Source organism: Agrobacterium sp. O3.4 (genome assembly GCF_041414895.1).
Classification (GTDB): Bacteria; Pseudomonadota; Alphaproteobacteria; order Rhizobiales; family Rhizobiaceae; genus Agrobacterium; species Agrobacterium cucumeris.
In genome coordinates, this window is sequence record NZ_JALPZP010000002.1 from 768,463 (window position 1) to 786,799 (window position 18,337).

General features: G+C 59.6%; 21 protein-coding genes. 14 read left to right on the forward strand and 7 right to left on the reverse strand.

Annotated features, from left to right (window positions below; all coding sequences use genetic code 11):
- Positions 1 to 64 precede the first annotated feature (64 nt).
- From M0412_RS16300 to queE, 8 genes are all read left to right on the forward strand, one after another.
- Entirely contained in the window at positions 65 to 967 is a 903-nt protein-coding gene (locus M0412_RS16300) for a carbohydrate ABC transporter permease (RefSeq protein WP_142842667.1), read from the forward strand.
- Positions 960 to 1,901, forward strand: a complete 942-nt coding sequence (locus M0412_RS16305) for a carbohydrate ABC transporter permease (protein WP_003525110.1) — start codon at positions 960 to 962, stop codon at positions 1,899 to 1,901. The genes M0412_RS16300 and M0412_RS16305 overlap by 8 nt, the downstream gene beginning before the upstream one ends.
- Positions 1,902 to 1,906: 5 nt before the next feature.
- Positions 1,907 to 2,995, forward strand: coding sequence for an ABC transporter ATP-binding protein (locus M0412_RS16310; RefSeq protein ID WP_269699389.1), 1,089 nt, complete (start codon positions 1,907 to 1,909; stop codon positions 2,993 to 2,995).
- 54 nt (positions 2,996 to 3,049) lie between these two features.
- Positions 3,050 to 3,814, forward strand: coding sequence for a sugar phosphate isomerase/epimerase (locus M0412_RS16315; protein WP_269699390.1), 765 nt, complete (start codon positions 3,050 to 3,052; stop codon positions 3,812 to 3,814).
- A gap of 23 nt (positions 3,815 to 3,837) precedes the next feature.
- Positions 3,838 to 4,971: a Gfo/Idh/MocA family protein gene (locus M0412_RS16320; RefSeq protein WP_269699391.1), complete on the forward strand. Its 1,134-nt coding sequence runs from the start codon at positions 3,838 to 3,840 to the stop codon at positions 4,969 to 4,971.
- Between the two features lie 143 nt (positions 4,972 to 5,114).
- Positions 5,115 to 5,825, forward strand: coding sequence for a 7-cyano-7-deazaguanine synthase QueC (gene queC, locus M0412_RS16325; protein ID WP_142855870.1), 711 nt, complete (start codon positions 5,115 to 5,117; stop codon positions 5,823 to 5,825).
- Positions 5,825 to 6,181 carry a 6-carboxytetrahydropterin synthase QueD gene (queD, locus tag M0412_RS16330; protein ID WP_065117574.1) on the forward strand — a complete coding sequence of 119 codons (357 nt, stop codon included), beginning with the start codon at positions 5,825 to 5,827 and terminating at the stop codon, positions 6,179 to 6,181. The genes queC and queD overlap by 1 nt, the downstream gene beginning before the upstream one ends.
- On the forward strand, positions 6,178 to 6,933 hold the full coding sequence (gene queE, locus M0412_RS16335) for a 7-carboxy-7-deazaguanine synthase QueE (RefSeq protein ID WP_269699392.1): 756 nt from the start codon (positions 6,178 to 6,180) through the stop codon (positions 6,931 to 6,933). The genes queD and queE overlap by 4 nt, the downstream gene beginning before the upstream one ends.
- A gap of 216 nt (positions 6,934 to 7,149) precedes the next feature.
- On the opposite strand, the gene M0412_RS16340 is transcribed toward queE, so the two are convergent.
- The 6 genes from M0412_RS16340 to M0412_RS16365 form a co-directional block, all read right to left on the reverse strand.
- Positions 7,150 to 8,199: a Gfo/Idh/MocA family protein gene (locus M0412_RS16340; RefSeq protein ID WP_269699393.1), complete on the reverse strand. Its 1,050-nt coding sequence runs from the start codon at positions 8,197 to 8,199 to the stop codon at positions 7,150 to 7,152.
- Positions 8,200 to 8,205: 6 nt separating this feature from the next.
- Complete coding sequence (locus M0412_RS16345) at positions 8,206 to 8,991, reverse strand: ThuA domain-containing protein (RefSeq protein WP_046801358.1); 786 nt, start codon at positions 8,989 to 8,991, stop codon at positions 8,206 to 8,208.
- Positions 8,992 to 9,048: 57 nt separating this feature from the next.
- Positions 9,049 to 10,077 carry an ABC transporter ATP-binding protein gene (locus tag M0412_RS16350; protein ID WP_269699395.1) on the reverse strand — a complete coding sequence of 343 codons (1,029 nt, stop codon included), beginning with the start codon at positions 10,075 to 10,077 and terminating at the stop codon, positions 9,049 to 9,051.
- Positions 10,078 to 10,087: 10 nt separating this feature from the next.
- Complete coding sequence (locus M0412_RS16355) at positions 10,088 to 10,921, reverse strand: carbohydrate ABC transporter permease (protein ID WP_003523786.1); 834 nt, start codon at positions 10,919 to 10,921, stop codon at positions 10,088 to 10,090.
- Positions 10,918 to 11,892 carry a carbohydrate ABC transporter permease gene (locus tag M0412_RS16360; protein WP_137004722.1) on the reverse strand — a complete coding sequence of 325 codons (975 nt, stop codon included), beginning with the start codon at positions 11,890 to 11,892 and terminating at the stop codon, positions 10,918 to 10,920. The genes M0412_RS16355 and M0412_RS16360 overlap by 4 nt, the downstream gene beginning before the upstream one ends.
- A 64-nt stretch (positions 11,893 to 11,956) precedes the next feature.
- Positions 11,957 to 13,222, reverse strand: a complete 1,266-nt coding sequence (locus M0412_RS16365) for an ABC transporter substrate-binding protein (RefSeq protein WP_269699396.1) — start codon at positions 13,220 to 13,222, stop codon at positions 11,957 to 11,959.
- Positions 13,223 to 13,489: 267 nt separating this feature from the next.
- Here M0412_RS16365 and M0412_RS16370 point away from each other — a divergent pair, with 267 nt between their 5' ends.
- From M0412_RS16370 to M0412_RS16380, 3 genes are all read left to right on the forward strand, one after another.
- Positions 13,490 to 14,503, forward strand: coding sequence for a substrate-binding domain-containing protein (locus M0412_RS16370; RefSeq protein WP_269699397.1), 1,014 nt, complete (start codon positions 13,490 to 13,492; stop codon positions 14,501 to 14,503).
- 174 nt (positions 14,504 to 14,677) lie between these two features.
- On the forward strand, positions 14,678 to 14,875 hold the full coding sequence (locus M0412_RS16375; RefSeq protein WP_269699398.1) for a hypothetical protein: 198 nt from the start codon (positions 14,678 to 14,680) through the stop codon (positions 14,873 to 14,875).
- 224 nt (positions 14,876 to 15,099) lie between these two features.
- Positions 15,100 to 15,258 (forward strand): hypothetical protein, encoded by a 159-nt coding sequence (locus M0412_RS16380; RefSeq protein ID WP_080842802.1) that lies wholly within the window; start codon positions 15,100 to 15,102, stop codon positions 15,256 to 15,258.
- Here M0412_RS16380 and M0412_RS16385 read toward each other — a convergent pair.
- Positions 15,255 to 15,845 carry a DNA-3-methyladenine glycosylase gene (locus M0412_RS16385; RefSeq protein WP_269699399.1) on the reverse strand — a complete coding sequence of 197 codons (591 nt, stop codon included), beginning with the start codon at positions 15,843 to 15,845 and terminating at the stop codon, positions 15,255 to 15,257. The genes M0412_RS16380 and M0412_RS16385 overlap by 4 nt on opposite strands.
- A 97-nt stretch (positions 15,846 to 15,942) precedes the next feature.
- Between M0412_RS16385 and M0412_RS16390 the strand changes: the two genes are divergently transcribed.
- The 3 genes from M0412_RS16390 (at position 15,943) to M0412_RS16400 (ending at position 18,336) form a co-directional block, all read left to right on the forward strand.
- Positions 15,943 to 16,326, forward strand: a complete 384-nt coding sequence (locus tag M0412_RS16390) for a hypothetical protein (RefSeq protein ID WP_269699400.1) — start codon at positions 15,943 to 15,945, stop codon at positions 16,324 to 16,326.
- The gene (locus tag M0412_RS16395; protein WP_269699401.1) at positions 16,323 to 17,108 is read left to right on the forward strand and encodes an SDR family NAD(P)-dependent oxidoreductase; all 786 of its coding nucleotides are present in this window, start codon (positions 16,323 to 16,325) and stop codon (positions 17,106 to 17,108) included. Before M0412_RS16390 ends, M0412_RS16395 begins: the two co-directional genes overlap by 4 nt.
- A 172-nt stretch (positions 17,109 to 17,280) precedes the next feature.
- A complete protein-coding gene (locus M0412_RS16400) occupies positions 17,281 to 18,336 on the forward strand; it encodes a murein L,D-transpeptidase family protein (RefSeq protein ID WP_269699402.1) in 1,056 nt (351 codons plus the stop codon).
- The last annotated feature ends 1 nt before the right edge of the window (position 18,337 follow it).

Genomic DNA, 18,337 nt, shown 5'->3' on the forward strand with positions numbered 1-18,337 from the left:
CAGAGGTTTCATGCGGTAAGGCTTTTGCCTGACCGTTTACTGTAACGTTACAGGAGGAGGTAGCATGGCAGGTCAAACGCGCTCCAGGCGTCCAAATCAGCTTTTTCGCAATCTCAATTCCAAGATTGCCTCCATTCCCATGATCTTGACCGCCATGGTGATCTTCCTCGGCGGCACGGTCTGGACGGTGATTTATTCCTTCACCAATTCCAAGCTTCTGCCACGGGCGAGCTTCATCGGTTTTGATCAGTATGAGCGGCTCTGGGCAGCACCACGCTGGATCGTTTCCATCCAGAATCTGGCGATCTATGGCATTTTGTCTTTGATCTTCAGTCTCGTCATCGGCTTCGTGCTGGCGGCGCTGATGGACCAGAAAATCCGGTTCGAAAACACCTTCCGCACCATTTTCCTTTATCCCTTTGCACTGTCCTTCATCGTTACCGGCCTTGTCTGGCAATGGCTGTTGAACCCGGAATTCGGCATCCAGTCCGTGGTCCGCTCGATGGGCTGGGAAAGCTTCACCTTCGATCCGCTCTATAATTCGCAGATTGTCATCTACGGCATCCTGATTGCGGCGCTCTGGCAGGGCACTGGGCTCGTCATGTGCCTGATGCTGGCGGGTCTTCGCGGCATAGACGAGGATATCTGGAAGGCGACGCGCGTTGACGGCATTCCCATGTGGAAGACCTATATCCTCATCATTATTCCTATGATGCGGCCTGTCTTCATCACCACCCTCGTCATCATCGCCAGCGGCATCGTCAAGGTCTACGATCTCGTCGTGGCGCAGACCAGTGGCGGGCCGGGCATCGCATCTGAAGTGCCGGCGAAATATGTCTATGACTACATGTTTCAGGCGCAGAACCTGGGGCAGGGCTTTGCCGCCTCGACCATGATGCTTCTGACTGTCGCGATCATCGTCATTCCATGGGCCTACCTCGAATTTGGAGGCAAGAAGCGTGGCTAATATCAGCACACTAAATACGGTCGTGGCCGCCACCGATGCGGTTGCCAAAGACCTTTCCGGCCCGCGCGGCAGGAAGCCGAGGAAAACCTTTTCCCGCCGCAACATCATTCTTTACGGCACGCTGTTTGTGGCCGCCGCCTATTACCTGCTGCCGCTTTACGTGATGGTCGTCACCTCGCTGAAGGGCATGCCGGAAATCCGGCTTGGCAATATTTTCGCACCGCCGGTGGAGATCACTTTCGAACCCTGGGTCAAAGCCTGGGCGAATGCCTGCACGGGCCTGAACTGCGACGGACTTTCGCGCGGCTTCTGGAACTCGGTGCGCATTCTCGTTCCTTCCGTCGTCATTTCGATCGTCGTTGCTTCCGTCAGCGGCTATGCCATGGCCAACTGGAAGTTCAAGGGGTCGGAGCTGTTCTTCTCCATCCTCATCATCGGCGCTTTCATCCCCTATCAGGTGATGATCTATCCGATTGTCATCGTACTGCGGGAAATGGGTGTTTATGGCACGCTGACCGGTCTCGTCATCGTGCACACCATCTTCGGCATGCCGATCCTGACGCTGCTGTTCCGCAATTATTTCGCCTCTTTGCCGGAAGAATTGTTCAAGGCGGCGCGCATTGATGGCGCCAATTTCTGGCAGATCTATTTCCGCATCATGCTGCCCATGTCGCTGCCGATCTTCGTTGTCGCGATGATCCTGCAGGTGACCGGCATCTGGAATGACTTCCTGTTCGGCGTGGTGTTCACGCGGCCGGAATATTACCCGATGACGGTGCAGCTCAATAATATCGTCAACTCCGTGCAGGGCGTGAAGGAATACAACGTCAACATGGCCGCAACCCTGCTGACGGGTGCCGTGCCGCTGATCGTTTATTTCGTCTCCGGCAGGCTTTTCGTCCGCGGCATTGCCGCAGGCGCAGTAAAAGGTTGAGCTATATGAACAAAAGCGTTTCCATCCGCGATCTTTCCCTGTCCTTCGGTGCCGTTACCGTGCTGAAAGACCTCAATCTCGATATTTACGACGGCGAATTCCTCGTCCTGCTCGGCTCTTCTGGCTGCGGCAAGTCGACCCTTCTTAATTGCGTCGCCGGCCTTCTGGAGCCAACCGACGGGCAGATATTCATCAAGGACCGCAACGTCACCTGGGAGGAGCCGAAGGATCGCGGCATCGGCATGGTGTTCCAGTCCTATGCGCTTTATCCGCAGATGACAGTGGAAAAGAACCTGTCCTTCGGTCTGCAGGTCGCCAAGGTGCCGAAAGAGGAAATCGAGCGGCGCGTCAAAAGGGCGGCCGGTATCCTGCAGATCGAGCCGCTGCTGAAGCGCAAGCCGGCCGAGCTTTCCGGTGGCCAGCGCCAGCGCGTGGCGATCGGCCGGGCACTGGTGCGCGATGTTGACGTGTTCCTGTTCGACGAACCGCTCTCCAATCTCGATGCCAAGCTGCGCTCGGAACTGCGTGTGGAAATCAAGCGGCTGCACCAGTCGCTGAAGAACACCATGATCTATGTGACGCATGACCAGATCGAGGCGCTGACGCTGGCGGACCGCATCGCCATCATGAAAAGTGGCGTCATCCAGCAACTTGCCGATCCCGTCACCATCTACAACAAGCCGAAGAACCTCTTCGTTGCCGGCTTCATCGGTTCGCCCTCAATGAATTTCCTGCGCGGCGAGCTGATCGAAAAGGACGGCAAGGTGGCCTTCGCCACCAACGGCGTCACCTTTTCGCTGGACGGTTATCAGCCGGAAGCACCGCTCACCGCGGGCCGCGCCGTGGTTCTCGGCGTTCGCCCCGAACATGTGCGGGTCGATGCCGATATCGTCGGTGGCGAGGTGCATGAGGCGATCGTCGATATCGAGGAGCCGATGGGTGCCGACAATCTGATCTGGCTGAAACATGCTGGCCACACCATGTCGGTGCGCGTCGGCGGCCACCGGCGGTTTTCGCCCGGCACCAAGGTTCGCCTCGGCCTCGACCTGACCATGGCCTCGTTGTTCGACGCCGGGAGCGAGGATCGGCTTTAAGCGCGCGATTACTCCCTACACAATCCCAAGACCAACATCTCTATGGAGGAGACAATGACAGAACTCGGTTTCCAGCTTTACAGCGCCCGCAATTTCCAGCCTTTTTCCAATATTCTGAAGAAGCTTTCGGCGGCGGGTTACAAACAGGTCGAAGGTTATGGCGCGATGTATGCCTCTCTGGATGATGCCGGTTTGAAGGGCCTGCGCGCCGAACTTGATGCCAACGGCCTTTCCATGCCAACCGGCCATTTCGGCCTCGATCTTCTGGAAGGCGATCCGAAAAAGGCGCTCAATATTGCCAAGGTTCTGGGTGTGGAGGCGATCTATTGCCCGTACCTGATGCCCGATCAGCGCCCGGCGGATGCCGCAGGCTGGTTCGCCTTCGGCAAGCGGCTGCAGGAAGCCGGTAAACCCTTCGTGGATGCCGGGCTGACCTTCGGCTGGCATAACCACGATTTCGAGTTCAAGGCGCTTGCCGATGGCTCCACCCCGCAGGAGCAGATCTTTGCCGGCGGACCGGACCTGAAATGGGAAGCGGATATCGCCTGGATCATCAGGGGCAATGCCGATCCGCTCGCCTGGATCGAAAGCTACGGCAAGCGCATCACCGCCGTGCACGTAAAGGATATCGCACCATCTGGAGAAAACACCGATGAGGACGGCTGGGCGGATGTCGGCCATGGCACGGTGGACTGGAAGGGCCTTGTCGCGGCGCTGAAGGCCAAATCCGCCACGAAACATTTCGTGGTCGAACACGACAATCCAAAAGACATCGACCGGCTGATCACCCGCTCGATCGCCTCGTTCAAAACCTACTAAGTCTCACATTTCGGAGTTTCATCATGGCCAGAGATCTTGGCGTCGGCATCATTGGATGCGGCAATATCTCGTCTGCTTACTTTTCGCTGGCACCGCTCTTCAAGGGCATCAAGGTGCTCGCCTGCGCCGACCTCAACCGCAATGCGGCGGAGCTGAGGGCGGAAGAATTCGGTGTCGTCGCGCAGTCCATCGAGGAACTGCTCGCCAACCCCGAAATCGATGTGGTGGTGAACCTCACCATTCCCGCCGCGCATTTTCCGGTATCGAAAGCGGCGCTCGAGGCAGGCAAACACGTCTATTCGGAAAAGCCGCTGGTGCTCTCGCTGGAGGAAGGTGAAGAACTACGGCGCATCGCCCGCGAAAAAAAGCTTTCCGTCGGCTGCGCACCAGATACCTTCCTCGGCGGTGCGCATCAGCTTGCCCGACAATATATCGATGACGGCAAGGTTGGCCGCATCACCTCAGGCACGTGCCATGTGATGAGCCCTGGCATGGAGATGTGGCATCCCAATCCGGGCTTCTTCTTCCTGAAGGGCGGCGGGCCGATCCTCGATCTCGGCCCCTATTACGTTGCCAATCTCATCAACCTCATTGGCCCGGTAAAGCGTGTGGGTGCGCTGACGACGATGGCGAACCCCACCCGCACGGTGACCAGCCAGCCGATGAACGGCGAGATCATTCCGGTGGAAACGCCGACCAACATCCATGCGCTCTTGGAATTCGTGAACGGCGCGACGATCACGCTTTCGGCCAGCTGGGACGTGTGGTCGCACCGCCACGCCAATATGGAGCTTTACGGCACGGAAGGCTCGATCTACGTGCCGGACCCGAACTTCTTCGGCGGTGTGGTGGAGGCCAGCGGCCGCGACAAGAACATCCAGCCGCTGGAAGACTGGGCGCATCCCTTCGGTATCGCCAATCAGGAAAGCCCGAACGGCCCGCGCGCCAATTACCGCACGGCGGGACTTGCGGATATGGCGATTGCCATTCTGGAAGGCCGCGATGCCCGCTGCTCGCTGGATCGCTCCCTGCATGGCATCGACGTGATGACTTCTATCCTGAAGTCGGGTGAAGACGGTCGTTTCATCGAGATGACGACGACCTGCACCCAGCCGGCCGCACTTGGCATAGAAGAGGCGCAGGCGCTGCTGCGTTGACGCGTTCACTATCAGGAAAGCGGCGAGGGTGGTTTCGCCGCTTTTCTGTTTTTGCTGCAGCTCTTCACAATCCCTTCGCTTTGGTTTAAAGCCGCGCCGTATCCGGTCGCAGCCCACCCGGTCAAAACAAGGGATCCAAAATTATGAAAACCATCGTCATCTGCTCCGGCGGATTGGACTCCGTTTCGCTTGCGCATAAAATCGCGGCGGAACATGAACTTCTCGCTCTCGTCTCCTTCGATTATGGCCAGCGCCACAGGAAGGAGCTGGATTTTGCCGCCGATTGTGCCAAACGGCTCGGCGTGCCGCATCATGTCATCGATATCAGACCCATCGGGGCGCATCTCACCGGTTCGGCGCTTACCGACGATATCGACGTGCCTGATGGCCATTATGCGGAGGAGACCATGCGCTCCACCGTGGTGCCGAACCGCAACGCCATCATGCTCACCATCGCTTTTGGACTGGCTGCCGCGCAGCAGGCGGATGCGGTGGCGATTGCCGTGCATGGCGGCGATCACTTCATCTATCCCGACTGCCGGCCGGGCTTCATCGACAGCTTCAATGCCATGCAGGCGCATGCGCTGGAAGGTTATGCCGATGTCACCCTGTTTGCGCCCTATGTCACGGTTTCCAAGGCGGCAATCGTTACCGATGCGGTGAAATACGGCACGCCGTTTGGCGAAACATGGTCCTGTTACAAGGGCGGCTTGCGTCATTGCGGCCGCTGCGGCACCTGCGTGGAGCGGCGCGAGGCCTTTCATCTGGCCGGCGTTACCGATCCGACCGATTATGAGGATCCGGACTTCTGGGTAGCAGCCACCCATGCCTTTGCGGCACAGGAGGTGCGCTGATGTTCCGCATTACCAAGGAATTTCACTTTTCCGCCTCGCATCAGCTGAAAAGCCTGCCGTCCGATCACCAGTGCAACCGTCTGCACGGCCATAATTACATCGTTGAGGTCGAACTATCGGGCGAAGCCCTGAACGAGCACGGTTTCGTGCGCGACTATCACGAGCTTTCGCCGCTGAAGCGTTATATCGACGATCATTTCGACCATCGCCACCTGAACGACGTTCTCGGCCATGACCGGGTGACGGCGGAATATCTGGCGAAGCATTTCTACGACTGGTGCAAGGATCGCCTGCCGGAAACCAGTGCGGTTCGGGTCAGCGAAACCGCCAAGACCTGGGCGGAATACCGGCCATGACGGTGGCTGCACACAAGATTGCAGCCAAGGAAACCACGATCCGCATCAGCGAAATCTTCGGCCCGACCATTCAGGGTGAGGGTTTGTTGATTGGTCTGCCAACGGTTTTCATGCGTACCGGCGGCTGTGATTACCGCTGTTCCTGGTGCGATACGTTGCATGCGGTCGATAGCGACTACCGTGACACGTGGAAACCGCTGTCGGTCGAGGCGATCTGGCAGGAGGTACGGCGGCTTTCCGGTGGTGTGCCGTTGACGGTGTCACTTTCAGGCGGCAATCCGGCCATCCAGCCGCTCGGGCCCTTGATTGTCAGAGGGCAGGACGAGGGGTATCGCTTCGCGCTGGAAACCCAGGGCAGCATCGCGAAAGACTGGTTTGCCGATCTCGACCATCTGGTTTTAAGCCCCAAGCCGCCATCAAGCGGCATGGAAACGGACTGGCGGGCTTTCGAGGACTGTCTTGCCGCCGCCGGCGAGGGGCCACAGGTGGCGCTGAAGATCGTGGTGTTCGACGATGCGGATTATGCCTATGCCAAGGCGGCATCCGCGCGCTTCCCGCATCTGCCCGTCTATCTCCAGCCCGGCAACCATACCCCGCCGCCGCCCGATGATGACGATGCGCGTGTGGATATCGACGGGGTGATGGACCGGATGTTGTGGCTGGTGGACAAGGTCAGTGAAGACCGCTGGTTTTCGGCCCGGGTGCTGCCACAGCTGCATGTGCTGTTGTGGGGGAACAAGCGCGGGGTTTGAGGCGGCGCGGAAAGGTAAAATCTCGCGCCCATGAGACGCGATCGGTTGCCGCTTGTTTCTTCTCCCCGAGGGGGAGAAGGTCGCGGCAGCGGGATGAGGGGGCTTGCTCGCCGAAATCCGGGGACGTCGCCCCCTCATCCGACCCTTCGGGCCACCTTCTCCCCCTCGGGGAGAAGAAACATGCGGCAAGGTGGTGCCGCATGTTGTTCTTTCATATCAAGCCGAAACAGCCACCTCACGCCGTTCCCGATCCGCGATGATCGATAGATCGAGCACCTTCTGCAGATTGGCGGCATGGCGGAAGTCCGGATCGGCGGGGCCGCCTTTCATGACCGCCTTGGCGAATTTTTCGTAATTCGTTGCCACGGGGTCGACATCGATCGTCTTCCAGATCGCCTTTTCCACATCCTCGCCGATGCAGGCACGCAGGCTGGAATAGTCGGGCGTGTGGATGACTTCCAGCGCACCCTTGTCGCCATGGATGCGCAGGCGGAGCTCGTTCAAGTGCCCCGTCGCCCAGCGGCTGGCATGGATGACGCCCATGGCGCCGTTTTCCAGTTCGGCGGTCATGGTGAAGCTGTCATTGGCGTCGAGGTCGTAGACGCCAATTTTATTGCCTTCATATTTGTCGAAGGTCTTCAGCCGCGTGAAGATGCGTTCCACATCGCTGCCCGCGCCATAGGAGGCGAAGTCGAGAATGTGGATGCCGACATCGCCCAGTACGCCGTTGGAGCCATGCTTGGTGGAAAGCCGCCACAGCCACTTGCTCTCCGTCATCCAGTCGCCCCAGGCCTTGGAAACCAGCCAGCTCTGGAGATAGGAGGCTTCCAGATGCCGCACCTTGCCGATATTGCCTGCCAGCACCATCTCACGCGCCGCCTGCAAGGGGGCGACGTTGCGATAGGTTAGGTTGACCATGGCGACGAGGCCTGCCTTTTCGGCGGCATCGGCCATTTCGGCGGCCTTGGCGTAGTTTTCCGCCAGCGGCTTTTCGCAGAAGACATGCTTGCCGGCTGCCAGCAGTTTCAGGCTGGTGGGATGGTGGATGGCATCCGGCGTGACATTCGCCGCCGCGTCGAATTCACCCCAGGCAATGGCGTCATCCAGCGAGGTGAAGGAGAGTGGGATATTGTGGCGGAGCGCAAAGCCGCGCACCACCACATCGTCCACATCCACCGCCGCGACCAGTTCGACGCCGGGGATTTGAGAGAAATAGGTGGCATGGTTGTTGGCCATGCCGCCGGTTCCGAGAATGAGAAGTCTCATGGCTTTTTACCTGTAACCTGCTTCGCCTGCCTTATGCAGCTTGGGGCCGCGTTCTTCGATCGGCTCCAGCGCCTTGTCGACGGGAACATTGGGGGCATCGTGAATGCTCTTCAGTGCGCCAACCGGATTATAGGCCCATTTCACCGAGTTGCTGATGACCTTCTGGACATTGGCATCGTGATAGGTCGGATAGGTCTCGTGGCCGGGGCGGAAATAGAAGATATTGCCGGCGCCGCGACGCCAGGTGAGGCCGGAACGGAAGACTTCGCCGCCCTGGAACCAGGAGATGAACACGGTTTCCAGCGGCTCCGGCACGGAGAACTGCTCGCCGTACATTTCCTCGTTTTCCAGCTCGAAATGCTCAGGCAGACCGGCGGCAATCGGGTGGCGCGGATTGATCGTCCACAGACGCTCGCGTTCACCCGCCTCACGCCATTTCAGCGCGCAGGGTGTGCCCATCAGCCGCTTGAACGGCTTGGAGAAGTGGCCGGAATGCAGGACGATGAGGCCCATGCCTTCCCAGACGCGTTTGGCAACACGCTCGACGATCTCGTCCTGCACCGCACCATGGTCCTTGTGGCCCCACCAGACCAGCACGTCGGTCTTGTCGAGGCGCTCCTGCGACAGGCCGTGTTCCGGCTCCTGCAGCGTGGCGGTGGTGGCATTGATCTCGGGGTTCTGGTTCAGCGCATCGGCGATGGTGTTGTGCATGCCGTTTGGATAGATCGAACGCACCGTCTCATTGATGTGTTCGTGGATATTTTCGCCCCATACAACGGTGTTGATGGTCATTTTCATGCTCCTCGGTGAAAGCCGGGACCTTGGGTGATCCCGGCGAAAGTGAAAAATTCAGGCAGCGCCCCGGGCGGGGTTACGGGCAAGCGCCCGGCCTTCGGCATCAAAACGATGGATCTGCGCCACATCCGCCACGAGGGCGATACGCTCGCCCGCTTTGCGGTCGGTCACGCCTTCTTCGCGAACGACGACGGGTTCACCGGCGCCGATCTCGACATAGATGTAGCTGTCCGACCCGAGCATTTCCGAATGCACGATCTCACCGCTCCAGCCGCTGCCGTCGGTGGTGATGGTGATGTGCTCCGGGCGGATGCCGATGGTTTTTGCGCCTTCCGTCTCGGCATATTTGCCTGACAGAAAGTTCATCTTCGGCGAGCCGATGAAGCCGGCGACGAAGGTGTTGACAGGGCTTTCGTAAAGCTCCAGCGGTGTGCCGATCTGCTCGACCCGGCCGTCACGCAGCACGCAGATGCGGTCGGCGAGCGTCATTGCCTCCACCTGGTCGTGGGTAACGTAGATCATCGTCGTGTCATGCATCGAGCGGTGCAGCTTGGCGATTTCCAGACGCGTGGCAACGCGCAATGCCGCATCAAGGTTGGAAAGCGGCTCATCGAACAGAAACACCTTCGGATCGCGCACGATGGCACGGCCGATGGCGACACGTTGGCGCTGGCCGCCGGAAAGCTGCTTTGGCAGACGTTCCAGATAGGGCGTGAGCTGCAGCATCTCGGCTGCCGCTTCGACGCGCTTTTTGCGCTGTTCCTTGTCCGCGCCTGATAGCTTCATGCCGAAGGCCATGTTTTCGAACACGGTCATATGCGGATAAAGCGCATAGGACTGGAAGACCATGGCGACGCCGCGCTTGGCGGGCGGCAGGCGGTTCACCGTCTCGCCATCGAAGGAGAGCGTGCCGCCGGAAATTTCCTCCAGCCCGCAGATGAGGCGCAAAAGCGTGGACTTGCCGCAGCCGGAGGGGCCGACGAAAACCATGAACTCGCCGGAGCGGATGTCCATGTCGATGCCCTTGATGACATCGAAGGCGCCGAAGGATTTGCGAAGATCGCGCAGTTGAATGGTGGTCATGATGTTTCTCCTAGCCTTTGACGCCGCCGGCGGTGAGGCCGGAGATGATGCGTCGCTGGAAGATCAGAACGAGGACGACGAGCGGGGCGGTGACGATGACGGAGGCCGCCATGATCGTTCCCCAGGGTATTTCGAACTGCGAGCCGCCCGACAGCAGCGCGATGGCGACAGGCACCGTGCGCTGCTCGTTCGATGAGGTGAAGGTGAGCGCGAAGAGGAACTCGTTCCACGCTGCGATGAAGGCGAGAAGCCCTGTGGTGACGAGCGCCGGCCACATCAGCGGCATGAACACCTGGGTGATGATGACCCAGGGCGTCGCACCATCGACGATCGCCGCTTCCTCGATTTCGATCGGCAGGTCGCGCATGAAGGTTGTCAGCACCCAGACCGTGAAGGGCAGGGTGAAGATCATGTAGGAAAAGATCAGCGCCAGCGGCGTGTTGAAGATGCCCGCCCAGCGGATCAGTTCGAACAGGCCGGCGAGAACGGCGATCTGCGGAAACATCGAAACCGAGAGGATGGTGAGCAGCAGCAGCGCGCGGCCACGGAAGCGGACGCGGGCGAGAGCATAGGACGCCGTTACCGCAAGGAACAGCGAGAGTATGACAACGGAAGATGCGACAAACAGCGAATTGCCGAGATTGCGCAGGAAAGTGCCGTTGCCGATGACGAAGCTGTAATTGGTCAGCGAGAAGTCACGCGGCCAGTAATTGACCTGGAACAGCGCCGAGCCGGATTTCAGGCTCGTCAGGATCGCGTAATAAAACGGGAATACCGAAATCACCATGATGATGGCGACCAGCGCGTAGAAGGCGGTGGTTTTCAGGATGCTTGGCAGGGTCATCGCGCGGCTCCATCGGTGTTGACGCGCCCGAGCCACATGTAGATGACCGTGATCGAGGCGATGATGAGGAACAGCATGGTGGAGGCGGCGGCGCCATAGGAGAACTTGTCGAAATCGAACAGGTTCTCGCGTGCCAGCACCGACATGGTGCGGGTCTGGGCATTATTCGGCGTCAGGATGTAGATGAGGTCGAATACGCGCATCGCATCCAGCATGCGGAAGATGACGGCGACCATGAGCGCGGGTCGGATCATCGGCAGGGTGACGCGGAAGAACACCTTGACCGGATGAATGCCATCCACCTTGGCTGCCTCATACATGTCCTTCGGCACCATCTGCAGTCCGGCAAGGATGAGCAGCGCCATGAAGGGCGTCGTCTTCCAGATGTCGACGATCAGCACGGCCACCATCGCGGTTTCAGGATTGGCGGTCCAGGCGATCTTGTTGGAGATCAGTCCGAGATTGAGGAACAGGTCGTTCAAGATGCCGAACTGGTCGTTCAGCATCCACGCCCACATCTGCGCCGAGACGATGGTCGGAATGGCCCAGGGCACGAGAATGGCGGCGCGCACGAGGCCGCGTCCCTTGAATTCGGCATTCAGCACCAGCGCGACGATGAGGCCGAGTACCGTTTCGAGGCTGACGGAGACGACGGTGAATTTCAGCGTATTGAGAACCGCGCCCCACCATGCGGGATCGGCAAGCAGGCCGCGATAGATGGTGCGGCCGCTGCTGAGCGTGATCCAGGTGAGGTAGTTCTTGAGGCCGACGAACTGCGCACCCTCGAGATTGGTGAGCGAAGCGTCGGTGAGGCTGAACCAGACGGTGCGCACCAGCGGCCAGCCCGCCACCAGCGCCAGCACCAGAAATGTGGGGGCAAGAAACAGCCAGGCGGATTTCAGACGTTCCGACTGCAGATCGGAGCCGGTGCCGGCTGCCGCGACCGGTCTTTGAAGGGCGATGTCGTTCATGGGGATATCTCGCGGTTGGGGCGCGGGAAACGGTCAGGCGAGGCCGCCTCCCGCGCGGGCCGGATTACCAGCCGTTGCCTTTGAGATCGGTCAGTTCAACCTCGAGAAGTTCGAGATTTTCCGCCGCCGTGCCGTTGCCGGAGAGCGTGTTGTGCACGGCACCCCAGAACTTGGCCGAAACCTCGTTATATTTGACCTTGGCCGAGGCGGAAGGACGCGGAACAGCGGTCTCGAAGATCGGCTTCCATGTCGGCATGAAGGGCTGTGCTTCGGCGACATCCTTGTCATCGTAGAGCGAAGCGATCGTCGGCATGTTGGAAAGCTGGATTGCGCGCAGCTTCTGGGTGTCCTTCGATGCCAGGAATTTCACGAGCTGAATGGCGGCTTCCTGGTCGTCGGAATATTTCGAAACGGCAAGGTTCCAGCCGCCAAGTGTGGAGGCAGGCGCTGAACCTTCTTCGCCTGCCGGCAGCGGCGTGACGCCAAATTTGTCCTTGATGGCGCTGTCCGCGCCGTTTCCAAGCGCATAGGCGTAGGGCCAGTTGCGCATGAAGACGGAATTGCCGGTCTGCCAGACGCCGCGCGCTTCCTCTTCCTTGTAGGCGAGCACGCCCTGCGGCGCGATGGTGCCGACCCAGCCCTTGGCTGTTTCGATGGCGGCTGCAGCCTTCTCGTTATTGATGGAGATATCGCCGTTGCTTTCGACGATATGGCCGCCGCCGGCCGACGCGATCCACTCCAGCGCGTTGCAGGTCAGGCCTTCATAGGCGCTGCCCTGGAAAACGAAGCCCCAGAGATCCTTCTGTCCGCCCGCGCGTTCCTTGTCCTGAATTTCCTTGGCGGTCTCGCTCAGTTCCTTCCAGGTTTTCGGCGGCTGCTTGCCGTATTTTTCCAGAAGGTCCTTGCGGTAGAACAGCGCCGGCGCGTCGGTGAACATCGGCATGGCGACGAGCTTGCCGTCAACCGTCTGCGACGCGACGATGGAGGGGAAATGATCGCCGATAACATCCTTGGTCGCTGCGGTCAGATCCACGAATTGCTCGGCCAGCTGCGGCGCCCAGATCACGTCCGTCTGGTAGACGTCGACATCCTTGTTGCCGGCGGCAAGCCACAGCCGGTACTGGCTGAACTGCTCGCTGGAAGACGACGGCATGGTGACGAGATTGACCTTGTGGCCGGTTTCTTTCTCGAAGGCGGCGATGCGTTCGCGGAAGAACGCGACGTTCTTGCCGGTCGAATTGGCGGCGATGGAAAGTTCAGCTGCCTGCGCGGAAACAGCGGCAGAAAACGCCACTCCGCACAGGAACAAAGTCTTCATGGAAATATTCATTGTCAAACTCCTCCGTTGACGCTCCCGATTATCCTCAAAATTGAAAGCGCTTTTGACTGACGGAAAGCTCGCAAAAGCTAGACAATCTGTCAATACTCTTTCTAATTGAGCGAAAATTGGGGATTTTCGTCTGGAATTTTTCGGCTTTGCCTTTCAGGAAAACCAACTGTAAGGTTTCAGATGGGAGAAAATTGAAATCGTTTTCAATTTTTGTCGGCTTGAAAAATCCGCAGCGGCGACGCATGCAGGGGCAAATTGGCAAAAAACATGAAGCTCAAGGAATTCGCAGAGAAGGTCGGGCTGTCGCCCACCACCGTCAGCCGGGCGCTTGGCGGCTACCCCGAGGTGCGCGAGGAAACGCGGCAGCGGGTGATGGAGGCTGCGCTGAAATACGGCTACCGGCCCAATGCCAACGCGGTCAGGCTGGCAACCGGCAGGGCGGGTGCCATCGGTGTCGTCATGGGCCGTTCAGGCGGCGGGCATTTCTTCTCGGAGTTCATGGGTGGAATGGCGACCCGGCTGGAAGGGGAAGAGACCGACATCCTCGTCAGCGTCACTGTCGACAATGATCTTGACGAGGAACTGGCGATTTTCAGCCGACTTGCGTCGAGCGGAAGGGTGGATGGCATCATCGTGCATTCACCGCGCCCGGAGGATGAGCGCATTGCGCTGCTCAACAGGCTGGGTGTGCCGTTCATCGTGCATGGCCGCTCGAAGACACCCTTCGAACATGCCTGGCTCGATATCGACAATCATGATGTGACCTATCGTCCGACGATCCATTTTCTGGAGCGTGGGCACAGGCGGATTGCTCTCATCAACGGTCCGGTCGGCCGTACTTTCGTGCAGGATCGGGAACAGGGTTTTCGCGATGCGCTGGCGACCCACGGTATCACGCCGGATCCGCGTTTCATGATCAGCGAGCATTTCAGCGAGGAGACGGCGTTTCGCTTCGCCCGCTCGCTTCTGGAGCAGACGCCGCGCCCGACGGCCTTCGTTGCGGGTGCGATGATGACGGCGCAGGGTGTATATCGTGCGGCAACCCAGATGGGGCTGACGATCGGCAAGGACGTCTCCGTCATCGCCCATGATGACGTGTTTCCCTATCTCACCCCGGGAAGCATGCTGCCGCCGCTTTCCACCACCCGTTCTCCCATGCGTATGGCCGGCATGCGGGTGACCGACCTGCTTTTGCAGATCATCGGCGGCAGGCCGGTGCGCGAAGTGCAGGAATTGTGGCCGGTGGAGCTGATCCTACGGGAGTCGGTCGGGCCTGCCTGAACTTGTCGGCATAGCTCACTGATTCCACTCCATTTTGTGAACGTCAGTTGATAGCGTTCGTCTTTCGTCATCTATACGGCGGCGACATCTCATGTATAATCGAAGCAGTCGTGTTCGTTATGGAACAGGACTTGGGCCGGCGCGTTGAGGGGACGTGTCGAAGGAGGACGATGGATGTTTGAATTTTTAAAACCGCAACATCAGCCAGTGATCGATGACGTGGAAGCGACCGGCACCTATGCCGACGCGCTGCTCAATGTTCCAAGCCCGGAACTGACCCGTTCGACCGCCCGTGAGCATGGCCATGAGGCCCACTCCCGCGACTATTGCGAAAACCGCGATATCTCCCGTAGCGCGCTCGGTTTTGCCTGAGCCGTCAAAAAAGCTTCTTCAAAAAACGGAACGGACCGCCGGTCCCGGCGTTTTCCCTGTACAACCACGGGGCGGCGCAACCGGACCGGAGGGACCTGATCGGCATATGACCGATGGGCGAATTTGTGTGTTGCGCCGCCTGAATGGCGACGGCGCAGGCGCGTTGTCCCGATAGATGAAAGCGCAATCCGGTCTGGGTCGCGCATTTATATCAGGAGGCCGCGATGTCGACCGTTCCCGTCGAACCCTATCCCGAACCGCCCATGCCGGTGCCGCCGCAGCCGGATATTCCGCCGGTGGAAGAGCCCGAACCCGACAGGCTGCCGGATGAAATTCCAACCCCCAATCCCGACGAAAACGATCAGCCGCCGAAAGTGCTTTAAACGTCCTGCGTTCCCGGATTTTCGAACTTCTTGCTGATGAAGGACGAGCCTGCAAGCCCGAAGCGCCACGGATAATCCACCGCGCGGCTGATGCCGATACGCCTGCCGCTGGTCACTGCGGCGGCTTCCTTTGGCAAACGCAGAAAAAACGGAGGGGCGTCGAGCGGCATGCCGTCCATGTCGCCGGTAATCGCCATGGCCTGACAAAGTCTGCCGGGGCCGGAGCACAGAAGTTTTGGCTTGTCGGTTCCCCGCCGCAGTTTCATCATGTCCAGACCGCTCAGAGGTTCGATGGCGCGCAGAAGCACCGCAGAGCCGGGTGCGCAGACGAAATTCGCGCACCAGTGAATGCCATAGGACCGATAGACATAGAGATGGCCGGCCGGGCCGAACATTGCCCTGTTGCGAGGCGTCTGCCCGTTGAAGGCGTGAGACGCCGGGTCGTCGGGATGATAGGCTTCGGTTTCCACGATGATGCCGCCGGCATTGCCGACGCGAAATTCCACGCCGATGAGCGCACGGGCGACATCCAGCGCGTCACGCTTGAAGAAACTCGCCTGCATTTCCGGGCTAAAGGCCTGATTCATCTGGAACCCCTTCCGCTCTGCCATCGTTGTGAATTCAGGTTTCAGTGTTACCGCATCGGATGGATAGGCCGATGTTTGTCAAATCGGAGGGCATGTCATGCAACTTTCCACGACCTATGTAAAACGCAATAACGGTGTCATATCCGTTGAGTTCGTCGGCAGCGACGGCGACCAGGTTTCCGTCCGTCTCGCCGATGGGCTTGAAGGCATCGATGATGCGGAGGCCATCAAGCGTGCCAGCGCAGTGATGGTTCAGCTGACGGCTTTCGGCACCCGCCACGGCGCTGATGCGTCGTCGCAGTTTTCCGCGCTTGGAACGGCGCAGGATGATGGTCCGCATGGTCAGGCCAGCGCCCGCACCGCGAAGGATCGGGATACTCTGGAAGAGGAATTGGACGAGGGACTGGAAGACAGCTTTCCAGCCAGCGATCCGGTTTCGGCCACCGTCACCTCGATAGCCTCGAGAAAAGGCGGGGTGTGACATTGGCTCATCGCAAAGTTGCCCTCATCACCGGCGCAGGTTCCGGCATCGGACGTGCCGCCGCCCTCCATCTGGCTGCCGCAGGTTTTTCGGTTGGCTTGCTCGGCCGCACCGAATCCGAATTGCAGGCCGTGGCCGAAGAGATAAAGACCGCATCCGGCTCTTCCAGAGTTCTTCTCGCCGATGTTTCGGACGAGGCTGCCATGCGACACGCGGTCGCAGCGCTCGTGGAGGATTTCGGTCGCCTTGATCTCGTGGTGGCCAATGCCGGCGTCAACGGTGTCTGGGCGCCCATTGATGAGTTGAAGCCTTCCGATTGGGACGACACGATCCGCATCAACCTGCGCGGCACCTATCTCACCGTGCATGCCAGCGTTCCGTATCTGAAGGCGGCCGGTGGCGGCTCCATCGTGATCGTCTCCTCGATCAACGGCACACGAACCTTTACCTCCCCCGGTGCTACGGCTTATTCCGTTACGAAGGCGGGGCAACTTGCCATGGCCCAGCAACTGGCGCTGGAGCTTGGGCGTCACCGCATCCGCGTTAATGCCGTGTGTCCGGGCGAGATCGAAACGGCAATCGACGAAAACACCGATATACGCGGACGCGAAAAGACCGAGGTGCCGGTTCGGTTTCCGACCGGCGATATTCCTGTGACCGGCGGTGTGGCGGGGTCAAGCGACGATGTCGCCGCGCTGATCGCTTTTCTGGCATCGGACGCATCGCGCCACATTACCGGCACGCCGGTATGGATCGATGGCGGGCAGGGGCTGCTTCGATAGGGGGCGTCTGCCCTGCTGACGTACCCCTCACGGGCTTGTGTCCCTATGATTAACGAAAGGGTAACGTCTGTTCACGAGACTTTGTCCATGTGCGAGGTTGCCGCGTTATGGCCACCTTCGCTAGTTAAGCGTCTGCCGGAAAGGCGGGCAAATCAGGCGGGCAGAACGATCCATGGACATGAAGGCATTGCTGGATTTCGCGGTTGCGGGGTTACGGCTGAAGGTGATGGCGGGGGTAAGAGTAGCTGCGGTCGTCGTGATCGGCGGCGGTCTTGCTGCGTGCACCTCCATGGGTCTCGATAGCGTCAAGAAGGATCCGCCGAAGCTGTCGTCCAAGATGATGGCGCAGATGTCCGCCAAGAGCATGCGGCCGGAAAGCCCGGTCCTCGTTCGTATTTTCAAGCAGGAAAGCGAGCTTGAGGTCTGGAAGATCGACAAGACCGGAAGCTATGCGCTGTTGAAGACCTATCCCATGTGCCGCTGGTCCGGAAAGCTCGGACCGAAGATGAAGACCGGTGACCGGCAGGCGCCGGAAGGTTTTTATCACGTCTCGGCCGGCATGCTGAATCCGAATTCGCAATATTACGTCTCCTTCAATCTCGGTTATCCCAACCGGCTGGAATCGGCGCTCGGTTACACCGGCGAGGCGCTAATGGTGCACGGCGCCTGTTCGTCGTCCGGCTGTTACGCCATGACCGACCAACAGGTGGGCGAGATTTACGCCGTCGTGGCGCGCGCGCTGCAGGGCGGGCAGGATCGTTTCCAGGTGCAGGCCTATCCATTCCGCATGAGTGCACGAAACATGGTGGCGCATCGCGACGATCCCAACATGCCCTTCTGGCGCACGCTCAAGGAAGGCTACGACTATTTCGAGGTGACGCGCCGCCAGCCGAAGGTCTCCGTTTGCGGCCGGCGCTATGTCTTTAACAGCGAATTCGCCGAGGGTGAGCCTGCCGATCCTCTGGCGGCCTGCCCGCCAGCCATCAATCAGCCGGACCCGGCGGTGGCATCGAAACTGGCCGAGGAACAACAAAAAATTGCCGCCGCGATGAACGAGGGAACTTCCGCCCCACTCAGCGCGTATGTAGACGGCGGCATGCATCCGAGCTTCCGTGCCATTCTGAAATCCAGCGGCGCCAAGTCCATGGCATTGCAGGTTTCCGGCACGAAGTACCCTATCAGCCGCCCCGATGCGGCGCTGGCAGACCCCTTTGCCAGTGTGAGATGAC